The organism is Ruegeria sp. C5 (assembly GCF_056537605.1).
On sequence record NZ_JBQFRX010000002.1, the window covers coordinates 448,512 to 464,675 of the forward strand.

A 16,164-nucleotide genomic window follows, 5' to 3' on the forward strand; every position below is an offset into this window, starting at 1 on the left:
AGCCTTATCGCAGCCGCTGACCCGACTCTGGATCAAACAGCATCGCACGCTCAGGACGAACCGAAAGCCCGATGCGGTCACCGGTCGTACTGCGTTGGTCTTCCCGTTCTTCCACAATCAGCTTATCGCCATTTGGCGTCAGCAGATAAGAATATGAAACACCACCGAGCGCTTCGGTCAGATCAACTGTGCAGGTGTCACCGTTTCGATCCACCTGAATATGCTCGGGGCGAATACCCAATGTTACTTTCGTCGCTCCTTTGGGAACGCTCTCGGTGACCGGGACATCATCAGTAAGTGCAGGGTGCCGCACCATGCCGTCCACGATATCGCACTCAAGGAAGTTCATTGCAGGAGACCCGATGAAACCCGCCACGAACTTATTGTCGGGGTCGCGATACAGGTCCATAGGGGCTCCCACTTGCTCAATCCGACCGTCGCGCAATACCACAATCTTGTCGGCCATGGTCATCGCCTCGACCTGATCGTGCGTAACGTAGATCATCGTCGCGCCGATTTCCTGATGAAGCCGCGCAATTTCAACCCGCATTTCCACGCGAAGTTCTGCATCCAGATTCGAGAGCGGTTCGTCGAACAGGAACACCTCGGGGCCGCGCACAATGGCACGCCCGATCGCGACCCGCTGACGCTGACCGCCGGACAACGCTTTGGGTTTGCGTTTCAGATATTGGTCGAGCTTCAGAATATTTGACGCTTCCTGAACTTTCTGATCGATCTCGGCCTTGGCAACACCGTTCATCCGCAGACCAAATCCCATGTTCTCGGCCACGGTCATATGGGGATAGAGCGCATAGGTTTGAAAAACCATCGCCACTCCGCGTTTGGCCGGATCCACATGCGTGACTTCACGTGCGCCGATATGGATTTCCCCGTCCGAGGTTTCTTCCAAACCCGCGATCATCCTCAACAGCGTCGACTTACCGCAGCCCGAGGGGCCCACGAACACGCAAAACTCACCATCTTCAATCTGCAGATCAATCCCGTGAATGACCTGCGTCTGGCCATACCGTTTGATCGCGCCTTTCAGGGTTACACCTGTCATGTTGCTTGCATCCTATTCTGTTGGCCCTCGGGGAACCGCCACGCCTGTGCTTCTGTGCCGATCTGTTCAGCGACGCGCCGGACGCGCGGCACCCAAGATTGCAATTGCTCGAAATCCATTCGCCCAGTCGATCCTGTCACCGATAGGGCCCCCAACATGCGGCCCCCGTTAGTCAGAATCGGGCAGGCAATGCAGATGATGCCGGGCTCATGCTCTTCATCATCAACTGCGTAACCGCGGCTGCGGATCTTAACGAGATCAGCCCGCAATGCCTTTTCCGAGGCCAAGGTCTTGTCAGTGAACCGATGAAAGCTTTGTTGCGAGATCGTCTTTTCCAACTGTGCCTCGTCCAAATAGGCCATCATCGCTTTGCCAACGCCTGTGCAATAGGCCGGGCCGACCTTGCCGGCCTCGGAATACATCTCAATTGGTCGTTGCGCGTTGCGCTTATCCACATAAAGCACCTGCCCGGAATCAAGTTGCGCCAAGTGCACGGTCTCCCCTGTCTCGGCGCTGAGAGCGTCCAGGAAAGGCCGCGCTATTGGAGCTAATGAGCTATGCGTCCATGCCGAATGCGCCAATCGCACCAATCGCATACCTGGCGAATAGGTCTGCCGTTCCGGTTCGTAGTGCAGCATGCCCTGATTGGTTAGCGACTGCAGAAAACGGTATAGCGTCGCCTTGGGAAATTCACTGCATTCCAGCAATTCCCCGAACCGCACCGGGCGTTCGAAGGCCGCGACCTGTTCCAGCACGTCACATGCTTTTCCTATTGTTCCGTCACCTGCCACGGGTGCCTGTTCTCCTCCACTTTCCCTCGGCTTTGGGCACGAGGGTCTTGACAAGAGTAGCCGAGTCGATGTGTAGTTTTCAATATATAAAACAAGGTTTCAATATTTGAGACCAATATGGAAGCTTAAGGGAGGAAACTATGCATTCCATGTTCAAGCGCACAGCGGCTGCTTTGGCTGCCAGTGTGGCACTTGCTGCGCCCGTCGCAGCAGAGCTGACCGGCGAACTGCGAATCTTCCTCGATACGTCCAACCCGGCGCCGCGCGCGACGATGGAAGCGATGATCGAGCGATTCGCGGCCGAACATCCCGGTCTGGAAATCGAAACCACCGTGATCGACCGTGAGGCCTACAAGACCCAGATTCGCAACTTCCTGACGGCTGACACGCCAGACGTTGCCACCTGGTATGCAGCCAACCGGATGAAGCCTTATGTTGAAGCGGGTCTTTTCGAAGACGTCTCGGACCTGTGGGCTGAACCTGAAATCGCCGACAATCTGGCCTCGACCAAAGGTGCGATGACCATTGATGGCAAACAGTGGGGCGTTCCGTACACCTACTATCAATGGGGCGTTTATTACCGCAAAGACATCTTTGATGAGCTGGGTCTGACCGAGCCGACCACTTGGGAAGAAGAACTGGCCAACTGCCAGAAGATCGTCGATTCCGGCCGCGCCTGTTATACCATCGGCACCAAGTTCCTGTGGACAGCAGGTGGCTGGTTTGACTATCTGAACATGCGCACCAACGGGTTCGACTTTCACAATCAACTCGCAAATGGCGAGATCAGCTGGGAAGACGACCGGGTTAAGCAGACCTTCGCCAACTGGAAACAGCTGATCGACATGGGCGCATTCATTGACAACCACCAGACATATAGCTGGCAAGAAGCCCTGCCCTTTATGGTCAACGGTGAGGCCGCCGCCTATCTGATGGGTAACTTCGCTGTGGCTCCGCTGCGTGAAGCAGGCCTGACCGACGATCAGTTGGACTTCTATCAGTTTGTCGCCATCAACCCCGATGTTGAACTGGCCGAAGACGCGCCGACCGATACGTTCCATATCCCGGCCAATGCCTCGAACAAGGAAGCCGCGCGTGAGTTCCTGCGTTTCGCAGTCTCTGCGGACGAACAGACCGAAATCAACAACGGTGCAAACCTCGGCCAGTTGCCTGTGAACGCGCAATCTGCAGTGGACGACGACAAGTTCCTGCAGCAGGGCTTTGTCATGCTATCGTCTAACAGCCCCGGCGGTGTTGCACAGTTCTGGGACCGCGACGCACCAGCGGAAATGGCAAAAGTGTCGATGGAAGGCTTCCAGGAATTCATGGTCAAGCCGGACAACGCTGACAAGATTCTGGCCAAGCTGGAACGTGCGCGCGAGCGCATCTACGACAACTAAATCTTGTCCAGGGTCGGGCTGAAGCCCGGCCTACACCTTGCACAATAGTAGGGCGGGCTTCAGCCCGCCTTCACCCACCAGATCCGAGATGCCCATGACCGCTGCCGTTGACGCCCCCGAGCAAGAAAGCTGGTTCCACAGAAACCAACAGCGCATCGCGCCCTGGCTGTTTTTGGCTCCGGGTCTGTTGTTCTTCATGGTCTATGTGATCATCCCGGTCTTTCAGTCTTTCAATCTGTCTCTTTATGAATGGGACGGTTTAGGTGCAGCTGAATATGTCGGCTTTCGCAACTATGAAGATCTGTATTGGGAATGGGTGGACCGCGACGCTTTCTACATCTCGCTCAAGAACAACCTGATCTGGCTGATCCTGTATCTGGCCGCAATCCCTGCAGGCTTGTTTATCGCACTGTTCCTGAACCAGACGGTCTGGGGCATCCGCCTCTACAAGTCTTTGTTCTTCTTTCCCTTCGTCATCTCTCAGGTCGTCGTTGGGCTAGTATTCACATGGTTCTACGACCCAACCTTCGGCCTTCTAAATGAATTCCTAAGCCTCTTTGGCCTCGGTCCACTGAACGTGCTGGGGGATGAGCGCTTCGTAACCTACGGCATCATCTTCGCAGGTCTATGGCCACAAACGGCCTATTGCATGATCCTCTACCTCACCGGCCTGAACGCCGTCGACCCCGAACAGATCGAAGCCGGGCGTCTGGACGGCGCAAAAGGTGGGCGAATGCTGTGGCACATTATTCTGCCGCAGCTGCGCCCGGCAACCTTCATCGCATTCGTTGTGACAATCATCGGCGCGCTGCGCAGCTTTGACCTGATCTCGATCATGACACAGGGCGGTCCTTTTGGTTCGTCCCGCGTGCTGGCCTACTACATGTTCGAGGTCGCGCTGTCCGAATACGGCTTCCGCATGGGATATGGCGCAGCTATCGCTGTGATCTTGTTCCTGATTATGCTCTGCTTCATCGCCTACTTCCTGTGGTCGATGTACCGCGAAGAAAGGGGGCACTGAGATGTTTCCCAAACCGATCGAAAAACAACCCCGCGCAGCGCAGATCACCTATCAGGCGATGTTGCCTCTGGCACTGCTACTATGGCTGGGGCCCCTTTTGGCGGTCGCGCTTTTCTCGGTCAAACCTGCCGCAGACTTCACCAATGCGAATTACTGGGGGATGCCGTCAAGTTTTGAGGGCGCGTTCAACTATGGTCAGGTCTTTTTCAATTCGGATATGCCACGTTACTTGATGAACTCGTTCCTGATCACCGTACCAACGGTAATCGGGGCCGTTGCACTCAGTTGCATGACAGGCTTCGCGCTGGGGATCTACAAATTCAAATCGAACCTCTGGATCTTCTTCATGTTTGTGGCGGGCAATTTCGTACCCTTCCAGATCCTGATGGTCCCTGTGCGCGATCTCACGCTGGAGTTGGGCCTTTACAACACCAAAACAGGGCTTGTGCTATTCCACATCGCCTTCCAGACCGGGTTCTGCACGCTCTTCATGCGCAACTTCATCCGCGCCCTGCCATTCGAACTGATCGAGGCCGCACGGGTCGAGGGCATAAGCGAATGGCGAATCTTCTGGTACGTCGTTCTACCACTGATGAAACCGGCCATCGCCGCACTCAGTGTCCTGATTTTCACCTTCATCTGGAACGACTATTTCTGGGCTGTTGTCCTGACCCAAGGGGCCGAAAGCCAGCCCGTGACAGCCGGGATCACCAGCTTCAACGCGCAATTTCGCGCTGCTTATCAGTTGATGAGTGCCGGTTCTATAGTGGCAGCCCTGCCGCCGGTTGCCATGTTCTTCCTGATGCAGAAACACTTCATCGCGGGCCTGACCCTCGGTGCCGTAAAATAACGTCAAACCAGAGGTTTACCTCATGACCAAGATCACCTTTGTAGGTGCAGGTTCCACGATCTTCATGCAGAACATCGTGGGCGACGCACTGCTCACCCCTGCCCTTGCAGACAGCCACTTTGCGCTGATGGATATCGATCCGGTGCGCTTGGCCGAAAGCGAAGCTGTGGCCAAGGCCATGATCCGCTCAGTCGGCACGGGTGCAACCGTCTCAACCCACACGGATCGTCGCGCGGCGCTGGACGGCGCAGATTTCGTGATCACTGCCTTTCAGGTTGGCGGGTATGAGCCTTGCACGGTGACAGATTTTGAAATCCCAAAACAATATGGCCTGCGTCAGACTATCGCCGATACGCTGGGTGTTGGTGGCATTATGCGCGGCCTGCGCACTGTACCCGTTCTGTGGGGCGTCGCGCAGGACATGATGCAGTTGTGCCCCAATGCAACGCTGCTGCAATACGTGAATCCGATGGCCATCAACACCTGGTCTCTGGCTGAGCGCTTCCCTAATCTGAAACATGTCGGCCTGTGCCATTCTGTCCAGAACACGGTCGAAGAACTGGCGCATGATCTAGACCTGCCCAAGGCGGACTTTCGCTACAAAGTTGCCGGTATCAATCACGTCGCGTTCTTCCTCAAGCTCGAGCATCAAGGCCGCGATCTGTATCCGGCTTTGCGTCAGGGCTATCGCGCCGGGCATTTACCCAAGCCTCCGCTGCTAATGCCGCGCTGTCCAAACAAAGTCCGGTACGAAGTGATGGACCATCTTGGATACTTCTGCACCGAAAGTTCCGAGCATTTTGCAGAATACGTTCCTTGGTTCATCAAAGACGGTCGCAATGACCTGATCGAACAGTTCAGCATACCGCTGGACGAATACCCGACCCGCTGTGTCGAGCAGGTGGCCAATTGGAAGGAACAGGCCAAGACCCTGACAGATGGTCGGAACATCGAAGTAACCCGAAGCCATGAATTCGCCGCCGACCTTATGAACGCAATCGTGACAGACACGCCGTACACAGCTTACGGCAACCTGCCAAATACGGGTCAGATTCCGCAACTACCCCTAGGTGCAGCGGTTGAAACGCCGTGTCTGGTTGACTCGAATGGCGTCCAACCTTCCGTGGTCACGGATATCCCGCCACAACTGATCGCGTTGATGCGGACCCAGATCAACGTACAAGAGCTAACGGTTCGCGCGCTGACCGAAGAAAACCCCGAATACATCTATCACGCCGCAATGATGGATCCCCATACTGCGGCCGAGCTGGATCTGCGCCAAATTCGCAACCTCGTCACCGATCTGCTTTCTGCCCATGGCGATTGGCTGCCAGATTGGTGCCGTCCAGCCCGCGCAGCTTGATCTTCGTCTTCTAAAAAAGCTTTCAATTCCAACGCCAGACAGACAGAACCAATAATGACCAAGAAACGCCGTTCACAGCATTGGTACGGAAAACTCGATAAGGACGGGTTCATTCACCGGTCCTGGATGAAAAACCAGGGCTTTCCGGATCACGCTTTTGACGGGCGCCCCATCATCGGCATCTGCAACACATGGTCGGAACTGACACCCTGCAATTCGGGCCTTCGTGATCTGGCCGAAGTCGTGAAACGGGGCGTGTGGGAGGCCGGCGGCTTTCCAGTGGAATTCCCCGTTATGTCGCTGGGCGAGACCCAGATGAAACCCACCGCCATGCTGTTTCGCAACCTGCTGGCGATGGATGTGGAGGAATCGATCCGCGCCTATGGTATCGACGGCGTTGTCCTGCTGGGTGGATGCGACAAGACCACCCCGGGGCAGCTGATGGGTGCAGCCTCGGTCGATTTACCGTCCATCGTGGTTAGCTCTGGCCCGATGCTGAACGGCAAATACCGGGGTCAGGATATCGGCTCGGGCACAGATGTCTGGAAGTTTTCCGAGGCTGTTCGTGCCGGAGAAATGACACTTCAGGATTTCATGAACGCTGAATCAGGCATGTCGCGTAGCGCGGGTGTGTGCATGACTATGGGCACCGCTAGTACTATGGCCTCATTGGTTGAGGCGATGGGCATGTCGCTGCCCACCAACGCCGCCCTGCCCGCCGTTGATGCCCGCCGCATGGCGCTGGCGCATCTGACCGGCAAGCGCATTGTCGAGATGGTGGACGAGGACCTCAAGCCATCAGATATCCTGACCAGGGAGGCGTTTGAGAATGCCATCCTCGCCAATGCGGCCGTCGGAGGATCGACAAACGCAGTGGTCCACCTGTTGGCACTTGCAGGTCGCGTGGGTGTCGACTTGACGTTGAAAGACTTTGAAATCGGATCAGAAATCCCCCTGCTGGTCAATTGCATGCCTTCCGGCAAATACCTGATGGAAGACTTCTGTTATGCAGGCGGCGTGCCAGTGGTTCTGAGCGAACTCAAACCTTTCCTGCGCCCGGCAAGAACAGTTCTGAACAAGGACATCTCGGCCCACTATGAAGGGGCTGAGTGTTTCAACACAGACGTCATCCGCCCATTTGACGATCCGGTAAAACCCGCCGCAGGCCTGCGGGTTCTGCGCGGCAATCTTGCGCCCAACGGGGCAATCGTGAAGCCTTCGGCGGCCACAGATGCACTGCTGGAAACCGAGGCCGAAGCATACGTTTTTGAAAGCATCGAAGATCTGAAAGCCAATATCGACCGCGACGACCTACCAGTTACACCTGAGACCATTCTGGTCCTCAAAGGTTGTGGGCCCAAGGGCTATCCAGGGATGCCCGGGGTTGGGAACATGCCGATCCCGGCCAAGCTGGTCAAAGACGGCGTACGCGACATGATCCGGATCTCGGACGCGCGTATGTCTGGTACTGCATTCGGGACAGTTATCCTGCATGTCAGCCCTGAGGCTCAGGCCGGTGGTACGTTGGCGTTGGTCAAAACCGGTGACCGTATTCGCGTGTCCGCGAGCAAGGGCGAGCTGCAGCTGCTGGTCGACGAAAAGGAACTGGACGCCCGCCGCGCCCTGTGGCAACCGGACGATCCGCATTACTCGCGCGGGTATGCGAAGCTTTATATCGACCACGTGTTGCAGGCTGATCGCGGCGCGGACCTTGATTTCCTTGTGGGCAAAGACACGCGCTTAGTGACGAGAGAGAGCCACTGATGGATCAACCTGCTACATTTCAAGACCTCAACGGAGCCTCTGTTTATATCACCGGCGGCGGTTCGGGCGTTGGTGCAGCGTTGACTGACGGGTTCATGGCCCAAGGGGCTAAAGTTGCCTTTATCGGTCGGTCAGATGCCGGTGAATTTGTCGAACAGATGCGTGAAAAGCACGGCCGCGCCCCCTTGTTCCTGCGGGGTGACATGACTGATACCGAGCTGTTGCACGCCACCATGGCCAAAGCAGCTGAAGCCCATGGCCCGATCAAAGTGCTGGTCAACAACGCCGCGAATGACAAGCGGCACTCACTTGAAGAAACTACAACCGAGTTCTGGGACTGGATGATCGAAGTCAACCTAAAGGCCTACTATTTTGCCTGTCAGGAAGCCGCGCGACAGATGAAGGACAAAGGCGGTTCGATCATCAATTTCAGTTCGATCAGTTACCTGATGGGGAACGCAGGTTATCCAATCTATACCAGTTCAAATGCGGCAATCACCGGCATGACACGCTCGTTGGCGCGTGAACTTGGGCCACATAAAATTCGCGTCAACGCGCTGGCACCGGGATGGGTTCTGACACAGAAACAGCTGGACATGTGGGCCACACCCGAAGATCTGGCTGCGCATATGGATCGCCAGAGCCTGAAAGAGCATCTGACGCCCGAAGACATGATCGCACCAACCCTGTTTCTGGCTTCAAGCGCAAGCCGTGCAATGACCGGGCAGTGCATGGTGGTTGACGGCGGCGTGGTAGGAACGGGGTGATGCTATGAATGTCGAGTGGATCGCTGTTGACTGGGGAACATCTCATCTGCGGGCATGGGCCATGCAAGGTGATAGCGTTTTGGCACAGGCCGCGTCGTCAGATGGTATGTCCCGCACAGCCGGCGGAGGATTTCAGGCAGCCCTGCTGGCTTTGATCGAAGATTGGCTGCCCGGGCTACCGGTAGATGTGATCGCCTGCGGAATGGTTGGGGCACGACAGGGTTGGGTCGAGGCCCCGTATTCTGCGGTTCCATCCGAGCCTATTCCGGTCGTACCCTTCCGCGTTCCAAACACCGATCCGCGTATTCGGGCCTTCGTTGTTCCTGGGCTGAGACAGAACAGCCCCCCCGATGTGATGCGCGGGGAAGAGACGCAGATCGCGGGGTTCCTCAGCACGCATCAGAATTGGGACGGTGTGATTTGCCTACCCGGCACGCATACAAAATGGGCCCAGATCAGTGCCGGAGAGGTGGTCAGTTTCCGAACCTTCATGACCGGCGAGTTGTTTAATCTGCTGCGCGGGCAATCCGTTCTGCAGCATTCAATTGACGAGGGCTGGGACGACGCGAGTTTTACCGAAGCGGTTGCCGACATGCTGTCGAAACCCGAGCAGCTGGCAGCGCGCCTATTCGGGCTACGGGCCGCCGATTTGCTGCACGGTCAAAGCAAGAGCGTTGCGCGCGCGCGCCTGTCGGGGTTCCTGATAGGTGCCGAGCTTGCCGCATCGCGGCCCTATTGGCTGGGTCAGCAATTGGCGATCATCGGCTCGGAAAGCTTATCCAACGCCTACGCTACAGCCTTGCAACAACAAGGCGCAATGGTCGAAACCGCAGACGCCATGATCGCAACCCTTGCAGGTCTGTCTCAGGCCCGAACATTAACGAGGCAAACCGCATGAGCCGCCCAATCATCGCCATTCTGCGTGGGTTAACCTCTGACGAGGCGTTACCGGTCGGTTACGCCCTGCTGGAAGCGGGAATTGACCGGATTGAGGTTCCGCTGAACTCTCCCGATCCGCTGGAAAGTATCCGAGTTCTCGCCTCGGAGATCGGGGACCGCGCGCTTATCGGAGCGGGCACTGTATTAACCCCCGATCAGGTTGACGCGGTTGCCGATGTCGGGGGCAAACTGATCGTTTCGCCAAATTGCGATGTGTCCGTGATCCAACGCTCTGTCGCACTTGGGCTGCAAAGCTGGCCGGGTGTGTTCACCCCGACCGAGGCCTTCGCAGCGCTCCAGGCCGGGGCTACAGGGTTAAAACTTTTCCCCGGTTCGCTTGCCGGTCTTGCAGGGTTGGCTGCCCTGCGCCCTGTATTGCCGACGGGCGCTCAGGTCTTTGCGGTGGGCGGTGCGGGCCCCGAGAACTTTGGGGACTGGATGAAGGCCAGCGCCGACGGCTTCGGAATCGGGTCTGCACTCTATAAGCCCGGAATGTCAGTTGGAGATATAGCAAACCGTGCCCGGCAAATCGTTGCTGCCTATGATGAGGCCGTTGGATGAGTCTGTTCTATGACGACCGCCCCTGCGAATTGGGCGAGGGGCCATTGTGGCACCCTGAACGGCAACAGCTTTTCTGGTTCGATATCATCGGCAAACGACTGATGACGCGAGAAAATGACCAGGCGCATAGCTGGGCGTTCGATGAACATGTCTCAGCCGCAGGATGGGTAGACCGAGACACTTTGCTGATCGCGTCGGAAACCGGCCTGTGGCGATTTGGGCTTGAGAGTCGAGCCAAAGATTTGATCGCCCCGCTTGAGGTCGACAATCCGGTGACTCGATCCAATGATGGGCGCGCCGATCCTTGGGGCGGGTTCTGGATTGGCACCATGGGCAAACAGGCAGAAGTAGGCGCAGGTTCGATCTATCGCTATTGGAATGGCGAGCTACGGCCATTGGTCCGAGATATCACCATCTCAAATGCAATCTGCTTTGCGCCGGACCGATCCTGCGCCTATTACAGCGATACTGCCACCAAGCAAGTCATGCGCTGGGAACTGGACGCGCAGACAGGCTGGCCCATCGGCAAAGCGGCGGTCTTCCTTGACCTGCGCAGCGAAGATCTGAACCCGGACGGCGCTGTGGTTGATCGCTCCGGAAACATCTGGATCGCCCAATGGGGTGCCAGCCGGGTTGCAGCCTATACGCCCGGCGGTCAATTCCTGAGAGCGGTTGGTTTCGATGCCAAACACACTTCGTGCCCGAGTTTTGGTGGTGATGACCTGACTACACTGTTCTGCACCACCGCCCGCCAAGGGCTGGACGCGGACACTCTTGTAAGAACGCCGACGAATGGCATGACACTCACCGCGCCAAATGTGGCGCAAGGTCAAGCTGAACACAGAGTTATACTATGAAGCCGGAACTTGGCGTTTGCTATTACCCTGAACACTGGCCCGAAGAAAACTGGGCTCAGGACGCCGCGCGCATGGTCGAGACTGGCTTGAAATGGGTCAGGATCGGCGAATTCGCCTGGAGCCGAATGGAACCCACTGCTGGAGACCTGCAATTCGACTGGTTGGATCGCGCGATTGAAACCTTGGGTGCGGCAGGGCTGAAGATTGTGCTGGGCACCCCGACGGCAACACCTCCGCGATGGATGCTGGACAAGCATCCCGATATGCTGGCTGTGGATGCTGATGGCAATCTACGCAAGTTCGGCTCACGCAGACATTATTGCTTTAGTCACACCGGCTATATCGACGAATGCAAGCGGATCACGAAGATCATGGGTCGGCGCTATGGCCGCAACCCGTATATCGCTGCTTGGCAAATCGATAACGAATATGGCTGTCACGATACGACGCTCAGCTATAGTGCTGCGGCGCTGTATGCTTTTCACCGCTGGCTGTCGAACCGATACAACTCGATCGACGCGTTGAACGATGCCTGGGGGAATGTGTTCTGGTCGATGGAATATAACAGCTTCGATCAGATCGAGCTGCCGAACCAGCCCGTAACCGAGCCCAACCCGGCACACGTTTTGGCTTTTCGCAGGTTCAGTTCGGATCAGGTGGTGGCGTTCAACAAGGCCCAGGTCGATGCGCTGCGGCCGCTAACGGTTCAACCATTGCTGCACAATTACATGGGGCGTGTGCTGGAATTCGATCATTTCGATGTAGGCAGGGATTTGGACATCGCGACGTGGGACAGCTATCCGATTGGCTTCCTGTCGGATCGGTTGGAAGTGGACGAGCCGCACAAGACTGCATTTCTGCAGCAGGGTGATCCGGACATGCAGGCCTTTCACCACGACCTATACCGCGCCGTCGGTCGAGGCCGTTGGTGGGTCATGGAACAGCAACCCGGTCCAGTGAACTGGGCCCCCTACAACCCGGCACCCCTGCCCGGCATGGTGCGTCTCTGGTCGCTTGAGGCGGTGGCCCATGGGGCCGAAGTGGTCAGCTATTTCCGCTGGCGGCAAGCACCGTTCGGGCAGGAACAGATGCATGCCGGTCTACTTACCCCGCATGGCGACGAAGCACCTGGTTTGGCAGAGGCGCGTCAGACCGCCGATGATCTGGCCGCGATAGGCACGGTTAAACCAGCCCATGCACAGGTTGCTATCGTCTTCGATTATGCATCTGACTGGGCCTGGACAACGCAGCCTCAGGGCGCGGGGTTCGACTATTTCCGGCTCGTATTCTCTGCCTACCGCGCGTTGCGGCGCGCTGGGTTGTCGGTGGATTTCGTGCCTCAGGACAAGGTCGGCAAGGAGCACTATAATCTGATCCTCGCACCGGGCCTGGCTGCCCTAGGCGATCTAGAACAAAGGCTACTACAAGGATGTGATCTTGCCGTTCTGGGACCGCGCAGCGGGGCAATCACCGCAGATTTTCAGATCCCTGATTCGGGGCGCCCAGGTCTTGATGGCCTCAGCAGCCATGTCGATCTGATCGAAACTTTGCCACCCGGCGTAACCCGTATTGTCGAAGGGGGTGGTGCTGCGGAACATTGGGTTGAGCGCTTGTCAGGCTCCGCCCAAAAATTGCTTTCTTTCGCAGATGGCACTGCGGCGTTGCATGGCGGTGCCGGTCTTTGGTATTTGGCGGGGTTCCCCGATGAGGCCCTTTGGGATCGCGTCATAGCCATGGCGGCCCAGAAAACGGATCTGGCGCTCCATCCGATGCCCAAAGGGCTGCGGCGGCGCGAGACGCAGTCGCACGAAGTGCTGATCAACTATAATGCGCATTCAGTGACATGGGACGGCCAGCAGATCGAGGGATGTGATGTCCTGTTCAGGACGCGCGGTTCATATAAACGTTAATCTAGATACCGCTAACATAACCTGTTAGATGGCGTGACGCTGGTCATGGCTCCAACAGGTTGCGACAATGAAATATACCCGTTCTGACTTTCCCAATGGCTTTCTGTTTGGTGCGGCTGCCCCTGCAGAACCGGCAACTGGGCTAGACATGCACCGCTTTACAGTCCGTTGGCAGCAAATCATGCCAGACGGTCGCATTCCTGATGCACGCGCATTGGATCAGTGCGAGCAGCGGATTGATCAGCTTTTGGCACACAGCATTCGGCCATGCATTGTGCTGGATCACAACGATATCCCCCCAGCGCTGGAGGATATCGGCGGGTGGCGCAATCGAGTAATGGCCGACTATTTTGCAGCGTTTTCTGAGGCAGTCGTCGCTCGGATGGGTGATCGGATATTCAACATCTCTACCTTGAACCCGTCCGTCGGAATCGAACGCGACCCTCGCACTAATGCCCGCAGCCTGCACCATCAATTGCTTGCACAGGGCGCGGCGCGTCAGGAAATGCGGAGCTATGGGATGGCCAATCTGGGTGTAGAGGTCGATCCGCTCATCCTTGATACGATAACCAACGGGCAATACCCGCAGACTTTGCTGGATCGATTGGCCCGCCACTTTCCCGAAAATTGGCGGGATGATTTTTCCATCATCGCCGAGCCGATTGATTGGTGCAGCGTAGTCGTGAAAGAGGGCGCTGACATAGACATACTCATGCGCACAACACATGAGCAATCGCTGCCTTCATTCGTGACCGTAGCCGCCGATGCGGGTCATGACTTGGTGCATTCGCTGGCGCGCGTGCATGACGCGCTTGAATCCGACACCTTGGTACACGGCATTTTCGTTCAGTCCGGGACCGACGTCGAGGCGTTGCAGACAATCCAAACAAGTGACGCCCAGCCGGCCCCATGGGTTAGACCCAAGGGAGGGTTACACGCACATTGGAATCTGGTGGCCGATATCGGCGGCACCAATACAAGATTGGGCGTCGTAACCGAGGGGGCGCTGACCGATCTTCGCAAACACCCCACGGGCACTGTAAGCGACCTGCAAGACGCATTACACAGCTTGTGCGACGAGGTCGGGACACAGCCGCGCGCTGTGGTCGCCGCCGGGGCGGGGCCGGTTCAGGACGGCACCATTCGCCTGACCAATGCCAATCTTGATCTTTCCGAAGACGCTCTGGCCCGAGCAACCGGCGCGCACCATACCTATGTCATCAATGATTTCACGGCTGCCGCATGGTCAGTCGCCGAGATTACCGAGAATGATGTTGAGGTATTGCAGGGCTCACCCGCTCCACCACTGGGGACACGGCTAGTTGTCGGGCCGGGAACCGGGCTGGGTGTGGGCACCCTGCTCTACTCTGAAGGACATTTTCACACCGTTTCCGGCGAAGGCGGCCATGTTGGATTGTCCCCGCGCCATCTTGACGAGGTCGAGGTTTTCCGCGCAGCGCGCCAGATCATACCCGAGTGCTTTTTTGACGATACGCTCACCATCGAGGCCGAGATGTTCCTGAGCGGAACCGGGCTGCCGGTCCTCTATCAGGCGATCGGGATGGCCGAGGGTCGGCCCGAGGGTGTGGTACGTTCGGCAAAAGACATTCTGCAGGATGCGCAGGACGGCTCGGATACCTGCGCTGTCAAAGCGGCGCGAATGTTTACCGAGCATCTGGGCGCCATAATGGGCGATCTTGCTGTTGCTCTTATCCCATCCGGAGGTGTGTTTCTGGTTGGCGGGGTGGCCGAAAAGAACCGCTGGCTGTTTGGTCAGGATTTTCTGCGTGCCTTCAACGCGGGTGGGCGGTTCGATGAATTGCGGCAATCGATGAACCTGTATGTGTCAGAACAGGATGAGTTTGGCATTGTTGGCGCTAACAATTTCTGTAAGAATGCCTTGGCACGGTAATTTGGCCGCGCATTTTCAAGCAGGCTGAGGGATAGCAGAATGATCCTGTGCTGTGGAGAAGCTCTGATCGATATGATTGCCGAACCAACGGTTTCTGGCAGCAAAGGGTTTGTGCCACATTCCGGCGGCGCGATCTTCAATACAGCAATTGCATTGGGTCGTTTGGGCATTCAAACGGGGCTTCTGTCAGGGCTATCTACGGACATGTTCGGAGAACAGTTGATCGCCGCCTTGCAGATCAGCCATGTCGCGACCTCGCACGTTATCCGCTCGGACCGTCCTACGACACTTGCATTCGTGCAGTTGCGGGATGGGCACGCCACATACAGTTTTGTCGATGAGAATACGGCGGGCCGGATGCTGCGGCCCGAAGACATGCCGGATCAACTACCGGGCGTTTCCGCACTGTATTTCGGAGGGATCAGCCTGGCTTGCGAACCATGCGCTGATGCGTACGCGGCCGCACTTGATCGTCATGGCGCGGATCATGCAGTGATGTTGGATCCCAATATTCGACCCAGCTTTATCAAGGATCAGACGCGATACCGGACCCGCTTGAACCGTATGATCGCAAAGACCGACATCATTAAAGTTTCTGATGAAGACCTTGATTGGATTATACCGGGCCCCGAAAGCCATGCCGAGAAAATTCCACTGCTGCTTCGTGCAGGACCAGCGATTGCAATCGTGACCAAAGGGGGGGATGGCGCGACAGGCTATCTTTCTGATGGAACGGACGTATCCGTACCCGTCCAGAGAGTTAAGGTCGTGGATACTGTTGGTGCTGGCGATACGTTCAACGCAGGTGTGCTGGCCGCGTTGAGCCAAACCGGTCACCTCAACAAACCCGCCTTGCGCACTTTGCCCACAAGCAGTCTTCGCGACGCGCTGGAGTACGGGGCAAAGGTCGCTGCCGTTACCGTATCCCGAGCAGGGGCAAACCCGCCTTGGGCGCAGGAACTCTGA

The 16,164-nt window shown here is 57.0% G+C and carries 14 protein-coding genes; 12 read left to right on the forward strand and 2 right to left on the reverse strand.

Annotation, left to right across the window (positions count from 1 at the left end):
• Nucleotides 1-4: 4 nt before the first annotated feature.
• Nucleotides 5-1,063: a sn-glycerol-3-phosphate ABC transporter ATP-binding protein UgpC gene (locus tag ACR0AW_RS09980; RefSeq protein ID WP_170732739.1), complete on the reverse strand. Its 1,059-nt coding sequence runs from the start codon at nucleotides 1,061-1,063 to the stop codon at nucleotides 5-7.
• Nucleotides 1,060-1,854, reverse strand: coding sequence for an IclR family transcriptional regulator (locus tag ACR0AW_RS09985; protein WP_170611666.1), 795 nt, complete (start codon nucleotides 1,852-1,854; stop codon nucleotides 1,060-1,062). Before ACR0AW_RS09985 ends, ACR0AW_RS09980 begins: the two co-directional genes overlap by 4 nt.
• Nucleotides 1,855-1,994: 140 nt before the next feature.
• Between ACR0AW_RS09985 and ACR0AW_RS09990 the strand changes: the two genes are divergently transcribed.
• The 12 genes from ACR0AW_RS09990 to ACR0AW_RS10045 all read left to right on the forward strand — a co-directional run bounded on the left by ACR0AW_RS09990 (nucleotide 1,995) and on the right by ACR0AW_RS10045 (nucleotide 16,164).
• Nucleotides 1,995-3,254: an ABC transporter substrate-binding protein gene (locus ACR0AW_RS09990; protein ID WP_170394448.1), complete on the forward strand. Its 1,260-nt coding sequence runs from the start codon at nucleotides 1,995-1,997 to the stop codon at nucleotides 3,252-3,254.
• 94 nt (nucleotides 3,255-3,348) lie between these two features.
• Nucleotides 3,349-4,275 carry a carbohydrate ABC transporter permease gene (locus ACR0AW_RS09995; RefSeq protein ID WP_170394445.1) on the forward strand — a complete coding sequence of 309 codons (927 nt, stop codon included), beginning with the start codon at nucleotides 3,349-3,351 and terminating at the stop codon, nucleotides 4,273-4,275.
• A 1-nt stretch (nucleotide 4,276) separates the two neighbouring features.
• Complete coding sequence (locus ACR0AW_RS10000; protein ID WP_170394442.1) at nucleotides 4,277-5,125, forward strand: carbohydrate ABC transporter permease; 849 nt, start codon at nucleotides 4,277-4,279, stop codon at nucleotides 5,123-5,125.
• Between the two features lie 22 nt (nucleotides 5,126-5,147).
• Nucleotides 5,148-6,488: an alpha-glucosidase/alpha-galactosidase gene (gene melA, locus ACR0AW_RS10005; RefSeq protein ID WP_170732740.1), complete on the forward strand. Its 1,341-nt coding sequence runs from the start codon at nucleotides 5,148-5,150 to the stop codon at nucleotides 6,486-6,488.
• Between the two features lie 54 nt (nucleotides 6,489-6,542).
• Nucleotides 6,543-8,252 (forward strand): IlvD/Edd family dehydratase, encoded by a 1,710-nt coding sequence (locus ACR0AW_RS10010; RefSeq protein ID WP_480776499.1) that lies wholly within the window; start codon nucleotides 6,543-6,545, stop codon nucleotides 8,250-8,252.
• Nucleotides 8,252-9,019, forward strand: coding sequence for an SDR family NAD(P)-dependent oxidoreductase (locus ACR0AW_RS10015; RefSeq protein WP_480438996.1), 768 nt, complete (start codon nucleotides 8,252-8,254; stop codon nucleotides 9,017-9,019). Before ACR0AW_RS10010 ends, ACR0AW_RS10015 begins: the two co-directional genes overlap by 1 nt.
• A gap of 4 nt (nucleotides 9,020-9,023) precedes the next feature.
• Complete coding sequence (locus tag ACR0AW_RS10020) at nucleotides 9,024-9,917, forward strand: 2-dehydro-3-deoxygalactonokinase (RefSeq protein ID WP_170732743.1); 894 nt, start codon at nucleotides 9,024-9,026, stop codon at nucleotides 9,915-9,917.
• Nucleotides 9,914-10,519: a 2-dehydro-3-deoxy-6-phosphogalactonate aldolase gene (locus tag ACR0AW_RS10025; protein WP_170732744.1), complete on the forward strand. Its 606-nt coding sequence runs from the start codon at nucleotides 9,914-9,916 to the stop codon at nucleotides 10,517-10,519. Before ACR0AW_RS10020 ends, ACR0AW_RS10025 begins: the two co-directional genes overlap by 4 nt.
• Nucleotides 10,516-11,376: an SMP-30/gluconolactonase/LRE family protein gene (locus ACR0AW_RS10030; protein WP_170732745.1), complete on the forward strand. Its 861-nt coding sequence runs from the start codon at nucleotides 10,516-10,518 to the stop codon at nucleotides 11,374-11,376. The genes ACR0AW_RS10025 and ACR0AW_RS10030 overlap by 4 nt, the downstream gene beginning before the upstream one ends.
• Complete coding sequence (locus tag ACR0AW_RS10035; protein WP_170732746.1) at nucleotides 11,373-13,286, forward strand: beta-galactosidase; 1,914 nt, start codon at nucleotides 11,373-11,375, stop codon at nucleotides 13,284-13,286. The genes ACR0AW_RS10030 and ACR0AW_RS10035 overlap by 4 nt, the downstream gene beginning before the upstream one ends.
• A 67-nt stretch (nucleotides 13,287-13,353) precedes the next feature.
• Nucleotides 13,354-15,198, forward strand: a complete 1,845-nt coding sequence (locus ACR0AW_RS10040) for a family 1 glycosylhydrolase (RefSeq protein ID WP_170732747.1) — start codon at nucleotides 13,354-13,356, stop codon at nucleotides 15,196-15,198.
• Nucleotides 15,199-15,237: 39 nt separating this feature from the next.
• Nucleotides 15,238-16,164: a carbohydrate kinase family protein gene (locus ACR0AW_RS10045; RefSeq protein ID WP_170732748.1), complete on the forward strand. Its 927-nt coding sequence runs from the start codon at nucleotides 15,238-15,240 to the stop codon at nucleotides 16,162-16,164.

What these genes read in the sequence shown, in the direction of transcription:
- ACR0AW_RS09980 (WP_170732739.1), bottom strand. Translation starts at nt 1,063, where the DNA reads ATGACAGGTGTAACCCTGAAAGGCGCGATCAAACGGTATGGCCAGACG.
- ACR0AW_RS09990 (WP_170394448.1), top strand. Translation starts at nt 1,995, where the DNA reads ATGCATTCCATGTTCAAGCGCACAGCGGCTGCTTTGGCTGCCAGTGTG.
- ACR0AW_RS09995 (WP_170394445.1), top strand. Translation starts at nt 3,349, where the DNA reads ATGACCGCTGCCGTTGACGCCCCCGAGCAAGAAAGCTGGTTCCACAGA.
- ACR0AW_RS10000 (WP_170394442.1), top strand. Translation starts at nt 4,277, where the DNA reads ATGTTTCCCAAACCGATCGAAAAACAACCCCGCGCAGCGCAGATCACC.
- melA (WP_170732740.1), top strand. Translation starts at nt 5,148, where the DNA reads ATGACCAAGATCACCTTTGTAGGTGCAGGTTCCACGATCTTCATGCAG.
- ACR0AW_RS10010 (WP_480776499.1), top strand. Translation starts at nt 6,543, where the DNA reads ATGACCAAGAAACGCCGTTCACAGCATTGGTACGGAAAACTCGATAAG.
- ACR0AW_RS10015 (WP_480438996.1), top strand. Translation starts at nt 8,252, where the DNA reads ATGGATCAACCTGCTACATTTCAAGACCTCAACGGAGCCTCTGTTTAT.
- ACR0AW_RS10020 (WP_170732743.1), top strand. Translation starts at nt 9,024, where the DNA reads ATGAATGTCGAGTGGATCGCTGTTGACTGGGGAACATCTCATCTGCGG.
- ACR0AW_RS10025 (WP_170732744.1), top strand. Translation starts at nt 9,914, where the DNA reads ATGAGCCGCCCAATCATCGCCATTCTGCGTGGGTTAACCTCTGACGAG.
- ACR0AW_RS10030 (WP_170732745.1), top strand. Translation starts at nt 10,516, where the DNA reads ATGAGTCTGTTCTATGACGACCGCCCCTGCGAATTGGGCGAGGGGCCA.
- ACR0AW_RS10035 (WP_170732746.1), top strand. Translation starts at nt 11,373, where the DNA reads ATGAAGCCGGAACTTGGCGTTTGCTATTACCCTGAACACTGGCCCGAA.
- ACR0AW_RS10040 (WP_170732747.1), top strand. Translation starts at nt 13,354, where the DNA reads ATGAAATATACCCGTTCTGACTTTCCCAATGGCTTTCTGTTTGGTGCG.
- ACR0AW_RS10045 (WP_170732748.1), top strand. Translation starts at nt 15,238, where the DNA reads ATGATCCTGTGCTGTGGAGAAGCTCTGATCGATATGATTGCCGAACCA.